We start from the raw sequence: 7834 nt of genomic DNA, 5'->3' as shown, positions 1-7834 counted from the left end.
GCAGCGCGCCGCCGACCGTGGCCTCGGTGCGCAGCCGACCGGTGAGGCCGGTCAGCCACGGGGCCTCGATCCGATCGCGCTCGTCGAAGCGGTTGAGCCGGTAATGGGCGAGCGCGATGTGGCGCCGACACTCCGCGGCGTCGCCCACGAGCGCGTGACCGCGCGCCTGGTACAGCTGCGCGAGCGTGACGATCCACCCGCGCGCCGGGTCCACCGCCTCCATGGCGCGCGCGTAGGAGAGCGCGGCCGTCGCGTCGCCGTCGAGGCGGGCGAGCGTGCACACGTCACCGAGCAGCGACGCACGCGCCCCCTGGGCGTCGCACACGTCGGCCCAGTTGAGGCCGCGGTCGTACCACGACATGCCCATCACGCTCTGGCCCTGCTGCATCCGGTAGCGCCCGGCCAACTGCGCGTAGTCGGCGGCCAGGCGCAACTGTGCGTGCGGCGAACGGCCGTGCGCGTTCAGCGCTTCGGCCCAGCGCACCACGCGGCGCAAAACGTACTCGACCGAACTCACCAGTCCGGCCGTGGCGCCGACGAAGCCGGCCCGGGTGTATCCCGCGAGCAGCGCGGTCAGCACGTGCATGACGTCCGGATCCACGCCGATCGGCGGCCCGCCGTCGTCGGCCGCCCCGACGGCGGCCAGGACGGTCAGCGCGTCGGCGTACGACGGGACGTCGCAGCCGGCGTCGGCGTGCAGCGGACACGGCAGCCCGTGGTCGGGCAGTCGGGCCGGCCAAAAACGGCCCTCCAGCGGAGCGAGTCCGGCCAGGGTGTCCTCGCCCGGGATGACCGAGAAGTGCGTACGGTGCAAAGCGGGCGGCGGCGGCGCCCAGTCGTTGGAGAGCAGGGCCGACAGGTCGCCGCCGGTCTGGAGCAGATCGTCGAGCCGGCGCGGCAGGCCGGCGGGTGGTTCGCGCAGACCGGCCTCCAACTTGCTGATCAGGCTGTGGTGGTAGCCGACCCGCAGCCCGAGCTGCTGCTGGGTCAGCCCGGCGAGCCGCCGGCGGGAGCGCAACGTGCGGCCGAATTCGACCCATAGTGGGGCGGAGGCGACCTTCGTGGTGACCGGCGTGTGCGGGAGCCTGTTCACGTACGTCCTCCCCGAGGAATCTCCGGATGGTCGCTGCGGCGTCGCGGCAGGGGACGCCGCTAGGAACGCTGCCGGGAGCAGGGTGGCAGACGAGGGAGGCGGTTGTCTGTGCTGGAACGAGCCATTCCGCTTGTGAGGAGGACCGGGCACACATGTGTTTAGCAGGAGATTTCACCCCTGTGCACTACCGAGGGACCCCGGACGGCGGTCGTGGACTGTGCTTGGGGCCGGGTGTGCGCAAGACTTGCGGCACCGGTAGCACTCAAACCTTCCTTTGCTGAGGCAATATGCGCTGCACGATCGCTGGTCAGTCCTTCCACCTACAGATGAACGAGGTGGAGCGCGCTATGAGCGGGGTCAAGCCCGACCCGATCACCGGCGAATCGGTCCGTATCGGGCGCCGTACGTATCCGGTCAAGCAGGTCGGCTCGGTCATCACCGGTCAGGCACCGAAGGACTTCAGTGCCGCCGAAGTCTCGCGCGCGTTGACGAAGATCGGTTTCACCTGCATCCCGGCGGCGGGACAGGGCGAGCCCACGCTCTGATTCCAGCCGTCGGGTGACGAATCCCCGACACCGCTTCGGGGCCGGTCGCGCGAGCGACCGGCCCCGGGGGCAGACGGCCGCTGCGAGCGTCCCGGCCGTCTCGACCGCCCGAGACCCGAGCAGATCGTGATCGCTGGGCGCGCGGCACGGCTGCCGGCGCCCGGAGCGCCGTGTCCTCACACGCCGGGGTCCGGCCGGACGGGCTCCGTGAGATGGGCACGGACCGCCTCCAGTTGCGCGGCGAACGCGAGACCGAGGAACAGCGCGATCGAGGTCAGGTAGGCCCACAGGATCAGCGACACGAACGCGCTCAGCGGCCCGTACACCGAGTCGAACGAGCCGCTGAGCCGGATGTAGAGACCGAGCAGCCAGGTCAGCAGCACCCACAACACCAGGTACACGGTGGCGCCGAACGCCAACCAGGTATAGCCCGGCTGTTTGCGGCGCGGTGACCACCGGAACACCGCCGACGCCGAGATCAGCGCGAGCATGATGCCCAACGGCCGGCGCAGCGTGTTCCATACGGTGCGTTGGGTGTGCCCCCAGCCGTAGACGTCCGCGACCGCCCCGACGATGTCGCCGCCCGCCACGGTCAGCAGCACGCCGAGACCGATCGGGACGCCCACGACCAGGGTCATCACGCTCGCGCGGCCGTACTTGCGAACGAACGGCCGGTCGCGTTCCACACCGTAGATCCGGTTCGCGCCGCGTTCGATCTGACTCATCGCCGTGGTGAGGTTGACCAGGGAGAACAGCAGACCCAGTGACAGCGCGACGGCGCTGCCCTCGCCCGCGTCCCGCAGGGTGTCCTGGACGACGGCCGAACTCGGACCCTCGGTTATTCGACTCAGCGTCAGCGACACGACCCGGCCGAACTTGTCGGTGTGCATGACCCGGGACAGACCCACCACGGCGATCGCGAGCGGCAGGACCGACAGGACGGCCTGGAGCGCGAGCGCCCGCGCGTGGGTGAAGCCGTCGGCGTACCGGAAGCGGACGAACGCGTTCCGGACCAGCGCCCAGCCGCCGTACCGGCGCAAAGTCGCCCATGCCTCGTCGGCCGAGAGTTCCTCGCCCTTCATGTCCCGTGTCTGTGGAACCCGCGTCACTGTGCCCATGCTCGGCGTCTGCCCGGCACGCGGATGAACAGCACTTGGCTATGGAGAGTTTCGATCTCGTGCTCCATGGTGTCGCCATGAACGCACTGGATGACCGGTTGTTTCTTCCGGACCCCACGCCCGCCGACGTGCGATACACGGTGATTTCCGTGGACGACCACGTCGTCGAGCCACCCCACCTGTTCGAGACCTATCTGCCGGCGGCCCTTCGGGATCGTGGTCCTCGGATCGTCGAGGCGGCGAACGGCGCGCAGGTCTGGGAGTTCGACGGCGCGGTCTACTCGCAGGTGGGCATGAACGCGGTCGCCGGGCGGCGCCCCGAGACCGTGTCCCTGGAACCGGCCCGATTCGACCAGATGCGTCCCGGTTGTCACGATGTGCACGCCCGGGTGCGGGACATGGACCTCGGCGGCATCTGGGCGATGTTGAACTTCCCTTCCCAGATCACCGGATTCTGCGGCCGGGTCTTCGCGTTCGCCTCCGAGCCGGAGGTGGGCAAGGCTGCGGTGCGGGCCTGGAACGACTGGCTCTACCACGAGTGGTACATGTCCTATCCGGAGCGGATCATCCCGTGCGGCATCGTCTACCTCTCCGATCCGGCCGAGGCGGTGCGTGAGATCGAGCGCAACGCGGCGCGCGGCTTCACGTCGGTCACCCTGCCGGAGCGTCCGCACGCGATCGGGCTGCCGTCGCTGTGGGAGCGCGAGCACTGGGACCCGATCATCCGCGCGTGCGTCGAGACCGGCACGGTAATCTCGCTGCACGTCGGCAGCTCGGGCATGCACCCGACGCCGCCGGGCGGCCCGGCGCTGCAACTGGGCGCCACGATGTTCGGTCAGCTGTCGCTGGGCGCGTGCAGCGAATGGTTGTGGTCGGGCTACCCGCTGCGGCACCCGGAGCTGAAGATCGCGATGAGCGAGGGCGGCATCGGCTGGGTGCCGATGCTGATCGACCGGTTGGACAACATCGTCGACCGATCCGGCTACGGCCTCGGTTGGTCCGAGCGGCCCGCAGACGTGCTGCGGCGCAACTTTTGGTTCTGCACGCTGGACGACCCCTCGACGATCGCCCTGCGCCACGTGATCGGCGTCGACCACATCATGCTGGAGACCGACTATCCGCACGGGGACGGCACGTGGCCGCACACCCAGGACGTGATCGAGAAGTGCTGGGGCGAGATCCCGGCGCGCGAGCTGCGGCTGATGTGCAGCGAGAACGCGGCGGCGCTGTATCGCCATCCGCTGCCGGCGGTGGTGCTGCCACTCGACACGTGACGCTTGTGTTTGGTACTCCCGCCGAGTACTCCCGCTCAGTACCCCCGCCCAGTACTCGTGATCAGTACCCCCGCCCGGTACTCGTGATCAGTACTCCCGCTCAGTACTCGTGATCAGTGAGGATCGCCGCGTCATGACGTTCGTACCGACCGCCGACAAGCTCATGCCCGACCTGACGCCCGCTCAGGAGGTGGTGCTCCTGGCCAGGACGCTGTGGCGCGAGGGATATCGCGACCACCTCGCCGGCCACATCACCTACAACCTCGGCGACGGCACGCTGCTCTGCAATCCGTGGCTGCTCACGTGGCGCGAGATCCGCCCCCGCGACATCCTGCGGATCTCGCTCGACGGCGAGGTCGTCGAGGGGGACTGGCCGGTGCCGCTGGGCATCCCACTGCACCTGGAACTGCACCGGGCCCGCCCGGACATCCAGGTGGCGGTGCACAACCACCCCGATCACGGCACGATTTGGGCCGACATGCGCGAGATTCCTCCGGCCTACGACCAGAGTTCGAGCCTGGGCGGGGGCGGGGATCTCGTGCTGATCGACGAGTACGACGGCGCGGTGAACAGCACCGAGGCCGCGCGCAAGGCGGTCGACGCGCTCGGCGACGCCGAAGTCGCGCTGCTCGCCGGGCACGGCGTGTTCGTCCTGGGCTCGACGGTGCGCGCCGCGCACCAACGCGCGGTCGCGCTCGAACAACGCTGCCGCAACGCGTGGTCGGTACGGGCGGCCGGCGGCCGGCCGGACTCGGCGCTGCCCGCGTGGTGGCTGGAGCGGATGGCCCGCAGCGACGGCAACGGCTTCCACGGCTTCTGGGAGTCGAGCGTGCGCGCGGAACTGGCCGCCGAGCCCGGCCTGTTGGACTGACCTTGGGTGGTCGCTCAGGTGACGGACCCGGCGGCGGCACCGGTGGTGCGGTCGGCGCCCCAGCGGGCGAGCGCCGCGGGGAGGTCGAGTTGGCGGATCCGGTCCTGCTCGTCGGGGTCCGGCCAGTCCTCGCGAGGCACGCGCCACATCACCTCGAACTCGTTGCCGTCCGGGTCCTTGGCGTACAGCGACTTCGACACGAGGTGATCCGACGCGCCGACCAACGCGCCGCGCTTGCGCAGTTTCCCGGCCGTCTCGTCGAGTTCCCCGAGCGTGCCGACCTCCCAGGCCAGGTGGTACAGGCCCACCCGGCCCTGCTGCGGCCCGGGCGCGTGCACGCCGAGCGCGAACAGGCCCAGGTCGTGGTCGTTGAGACTGTCGCGAGCCCGCAGGAACGCGGCTTGGCGCGGGACCTCCACGGCGACCGTCAGACCCAGCGTCTCGGTGTAGAACGGCACGGAGCGGGTCAGCTCGCGTACGTAGAGCACGGCGTGATTGAGACGACGCACAGGCATGGGAACTCCTCGGGGTCTTTCGGTCGCTCGACGTGTCGGTCGAGCGGATGCGACCGGACGGTCGCGGATCGATCAGTCGCGGATCAACAGGATGACGCCCGCCGAGACCGCGGCCAGCACGAGCGCGGCCGCGCCGTAGGCGAGGCGGTGCGCGCGCAGTACGGGAAGGAGACGGTCGGCGGCGTAGCGACCCGGGCCGGTGAGGGCGAGGGCGGCGGCGCCGGCGGTGAGCAGCAGTTCGTACTCGACGCCGGTGGGTGCGTAGAAACTGCCGTCCCACTTGACCGCCGTCGCGTTGAGCATCGTACCGACGATCGCGGCGGCGGCGAGCGGGGTGCACAGGCCGACCACCAGGGCGAGACCGCCGAACGTCTCGGTGACGCCGGCCACCGCGGCCATCGTCTTGCCGGCCGGGTAGCCGCTCATCGTGAAGAATTGGCCGGTGCCGTCGAGGCCACCGCTGCCGAACCAACCGAACAGCTTCTGGGTGCCGTGCGCGACCATGATCACGCCGACGGCGACCCGCAGGAGGAGCAGGCCGACGTCATAGCCGTGTGGCGACGCGGTCGGCGCGTCGGGGGCGGGCGACGCGGTACGAGAGGGGTTGATTGTCTCGATGGGGGAGGACATGAAAGGTGTCTCCGATCGGGGCAAGGTCGGTGGGGCGCGGGATGACGGGCGGGTGTGCGGGGCGCTGCGCTTCGCGGCACAGCGGGGCGACGCGGTACGGCGTTGCGGCACGGCATTGCAGTTCAAATTTGTACTGCTGAGGTCGAAGCTACCCTGTGAGTACAAATTTGAACAACTCCTTCTACGGTTTCGAACGGCGAGGCGATGAGCGAACCACGGTGGCTGGACGACCTGGAGATGGCCGCGTGGACGGCCTTCGTCGAGGCGAGCAACCGGGTGGACCGGTCCCTGGAGCGTCAGCTGAAGGACGACTCCGGGCTGTCCCACCCGCAGTACGAGATCCTCGTCCACCTCGCGAGCGTGCCCGCACGGGAACTGCGGATGGCGGAACTGGCCGACCGCGTGCTCACGTCGCGTAGCGGGATCACGTATCAGGTGGCCCAGATGGAGAAGGCGGGTCTGGTCCGGCGACACTCGCACCCCGACAACGCGCGCGGGGTGTTCGCGGTCCTGACGGACGAGGGCCACGCGCGGCTGCGGGCGGCGGCGCCCGGGCACGTGGAGCGGGTGCGCGAGGTACTGATCGACGTGCTCGACCGCGAGCAACTCACGGTGCTGGCCGAGGCGCTCGGCAAGGTGGGGCGGGGGTTGCGGAGCGGAGGCTGAGACGGTGCGGGGCTCCGGTCGGAGCGGGCGGCGACCGACACACCGTTGCTGCGGTTCCGGCGAGACGAGTGCCGTCCGGATTCGATGAACTCTCGTCCCGGCTCGACGGGTTGGTCGCCCGATGTCGGGTCTGCCGATCCCGACGGCGCGGCGGCGGCCGAAGGGCTCTCGGCTGGGTATGAGTACTCCATGAGGATGTCGCCGTACTCGCATCGGGTGCACGGGTGGGTTGCGATATGAGCGAGGATCGGCCGTTGATCACCGTCGTGGCCACCGCACCGGCGGACCTCGCGGGAAGCGGCGGCGACTTCGTCGAGTGGGCGGGCGGTGGGCCGTTCGACGTCGCGATCGGGCTCGGCCGACTCGGCGCGCGGGTGGGGCTGCTGACGAGCCTCGGCGACGACGCGTACGGGGCCGCGTTCGCCGCGCGGCTCGCCGCCGACGGGGTGCAATCGCTGGGGCCCGCCGCGACGGCGCCGGTGGCCGAGATTCGGGTCGAGGGGTCGGTGCGGAGCTATGCGTTCGCGCTCGCGGTGGATCCCCGGGACGCCGATCCGTGGCACGTCCCGGCCGAGACGGCCTGCCTGCACACCGAGGTGATCCCGACCACACGCGGATCCGGCGCCGACGCCGTGCGCCGCGTCGTCGAGCAGTGGCGTGGGCGGGTGACGGTGTCCTACGCCCCCGGCTGTCGGCAGTCGCCGACCGGTGATCCGGCCCGGCTCCGGGCCCGGGTCGAGCAGCTGGTCGGACTCTCCGACGTGGTCAAGGCCGCCGAGGCGGACCTGCGTTGGTTGTACCCGGAGCTCGACCACATCGAGGTGGCCGACGCGTGGCTCGCGCGCGGACCGGCGCTCGTCGTGGTCACGCGGGGCGGCCAAGGGGCTTACGGGCTCTGCCGATCGGGCGCGGTGACGTGTCCGGCCGCGCCCGTCGACGTGGTCGACGTGGTGGGTGCGGGCGACGCGTTCACGGCGGGCCTGCTGCGGGGGCTTGCGGGCCGCGATCTGCTGGGGGCGAAGGCGGCGGAGCGGCTGCGGGCCGTGTCCACCGTCGTGCTGGGCGAGCTTCTCGACGAGGCCGCCGTGGCCGCCGCCGTCACGTGCGGTCGCGCGGGCGCGG

The 7834-nt window shown here is 70.7% G+C and carries 9 protein-coding genes; 5 read left to right on the top strand and 4 right to left on the bottom strand.

Annotation, left to right across the window (positions count from 1 at the left end; genetic code table 11):
- On the bottom strand, nucleotides 1-1093 hold a 1093-nt coding region (locus GT354_RS19965; RefSeq protein WP_161357661.1), incomplete at its 3' end, for a helix-turn-helix transcriptional regulator.
- Nucleotides 1094-1380: 287 nt separating this feature from the next.
- On the opposite strand from GT354_RS19965, the gene GT354_RS19960 reads away from it, so the two are divergent.
- Nucleotides 1381-1638, top strand: a complete 258-nt coding sequence (locus GT354_RS19960) for an SCO5918 family protein (protein ID WP_161357660.1) — start codon at nucleotides 1381-1383, stop codon at nucleotides 1636-1638.
- 176 nt (nucleotides 1639-1814) lie between these two features.
- On the opposite strand, the gene GT354_RS19955 is transcribed toward GT354_RS19960, so the two are convergent.
- Nucleotides 1815-2756 (bottom strand): YihY/virulence factor BrkB family protein, encoded by a 942-nt coding sequence (locus tag GT354_RS19955; protein ID WP_161357659.1) that lies wholly within the window; start codon nucleotides 2754-2756, stop codon nucleotides 1815-1817.
- Between the two features lie 77 nt (nucleotides 2757-2833).
- Between GT354_RS19955 and GT354_RS19950 the strand changes: the two genes are divergently transcribed.
- Together GT354_RS19950 and GT354_RS19945 are read left to right on the top strand one after the other, a co-directional pair.
- Entirely contained in the window at nucleotides 2834-4030 is a 1197-nt protein-coding gene (locus GT354_RS19950; RefSeq protein WP_202512076.1) for an amidohydrolase family protein, read from the top strand.
- Between the two features lie 133 nt (nucleotides 4031-4163).
- Nucleotides 4164-4901, top strand: a complete 738-nt coding sequence (locus GT354_RS19945; protein WP_161357657.1) for a class II aldolase/adducin family protein — start codon at nucleotides 4164-4166, stop codon at nucleotides 4899-4901.
- A gap of 14 nt (nucleotides 4902-4915) precedes the next feature.
- Here the strand turns inward: GT354_RS19945 and GT354_RS19940 are convergent, their stop codons facing one another.
- Together GT354_RS19940 and GT354_RS19935 are read right to left on the bottom strand one after the other, a co-directional pair.
- The gene (locus tag GT354_RS19940; RefSeq protein WP_161357656.1) at nucleotides 4916-5416 is read right to left on the bottom strand and encodes a VOC family protein; all 501 of its coding nucleotides are present in this window, start codon (nucleotides 5414-5416) and stop codon (nucleotides 4916-4918) included.
- Between the two features lie 72 nt (nucleotides 5417-5488).
- Nucleotides 5489-6046 carry a DoxX family protein gene (locus tag GT354_RS19935; RefSeq protein ID WP_161357655.1) on the bottom strand — a complete coding sequence of 186 codons (558 nt, stop codon included), beginning with the start codon at nucleotides 6044-6046 and terminating at the stop codon, nucleotides 5489-5491.
- Between the two features lie 204 nt (nucleotides 6047-6250).
- On the opposite strand from GT354_RS19935, the gene GT354_RS19930 reads away from it, so the two are divergent.
- Both GT354_RS19930 and GT354_RS19925 read left to right on the top strand, forming a co-directional pair.
- A complete protein-coding gene (locus GT354_RS19930; protein WP_161357654.1) occupies nucleotides 6251-6712 on the top strand; it encodes a MarR family winged helix-turn-helix transcriptional regulator in 462 nt (153 codons plus the stop codon).
- Between the two features lie 236 nt (nucleotides 6713-6948).
- A partial coding sequence (locus tag GT354_RS19925; protein ID WP_161357653.1) for a PfkB family carbohydrate kinase occupies nucleotides 6949-7834 on the top strand: 886 nt, incomplete at its 3' end.

The organism is Streptomyces sp. SID3343, from assembly GCF_009865215.1.
GTDB lineage: Bacteria > Actinomycetota > Actinomycetes > Streptomycetales > Streptomycetaceae > Embleya.
The sequence above is the reverse complement of the archived record's forward strand: the minus strand, read 5'-3'. Positions and strand labels throughout refer to the sequence as shown.